A 1031-nucleotide genomic window follows, 5' to 3' on the forward strand; every position below is an offset into this window, starting at 1 on the left:
ACCGATGGACAGAATGTGATAAATCTGACGGCCGTCGAAGGCGAAACCGTTACCCTGTATGCCCAGTGGCGTGCTAACAGTTATACCGTTCAATTCGACGGTAACAGCGCCGATGGCGGCAGCACAAGCGACCAGAGCATGACCTATGACACAGCGGCTGACCTGACACTTAACGGTTACACCAAAACCGGCTACACCTTTACCAGCTGGAACACTCAATCCGATGGGGGAGGAACGGCTTATACTAATGGCCAGAATGTGACAAATCTGACGGCCATCGAGGGCGGAACCGTCACCCTGTATGCCCAGTGGCGTGCCAACAGCTACACCATCAAATTTGACGGCAACACCGCAGACGGCGGCAGTACGCAGGATCAGGCCATGACCTATGACACAGCGGCCAACCTGACGCTTAACAGCTACACCAAAACCGGCTACACCTTTACCGGCTGGAACAGTCAGCAGGACAGCGGAGGAATAGCCTATGCCAATGGACAAGAGGTCGTAAATATGACGCCCGACGATGGAGGCGTTGTCACCCTGTACGCCCAGTGGCGTGCCAACACTTACACCATCAAGTTCGATGGCAACACAGCCGATGGCGGCAGCACACCAGATCAGGCCATGACCTATGATACGGCCGCGAACCTGACCATCAATGGCTATACCAAAACCGGCTACACCTTTACCAGCTGGAACACCCAGCCCGATGGCGGCGGAACCGCTTATAATAACGAGCAAAGTGTGGTGAATCTGACACCAGGCCAAGGAGATGTCGTAACGCTGTATGCTCAATGGCACGCCAATGATTATAAGGTGGCGTTTGACGGTAATACCGCCGACAGCGGCAGCATGAGCGATCAGCCAATGGCCTTTGACCTTGCAGTGAATCTGACCGCCAATGCCTACACCAAAACCGGTTATACCTTTGCGGGCTGGAACACCAAAGCCGATGGTGAAGGAACAGGATATGCAGATGGGCAGGAGGTCGTAAACCTTACAGCCATTGAGGGCGAAACAGTCACGCTGTA

1 protein-coding gene is annotated in these 1031 nt (G+C 54.3%); it reads left to right on the forward strand.

What is annotated here, in order from left to right; translation table 11 throughout:
* Positions 1-1031, forward strand: a 1031-nt coding sequence (locus tag DW091_RS19905; RefSeq protein ID WP_147365317.1) for an InlB B-repeat-containing protein, incomplete at both ends; no start/stop codon positions are given.

Origin of the sequence: Eubacterium sp. AM05-23 (assembly GCF_003477535.1) — a bacterium.
In the GTDB taxonomy this organism is placed as follows: domain Bacteria; phylum Bacillota; class Clostridia; order Eubacteriales; family Eubacteriaceae; genus Eubacterium; species Eubacterium maltosivorans.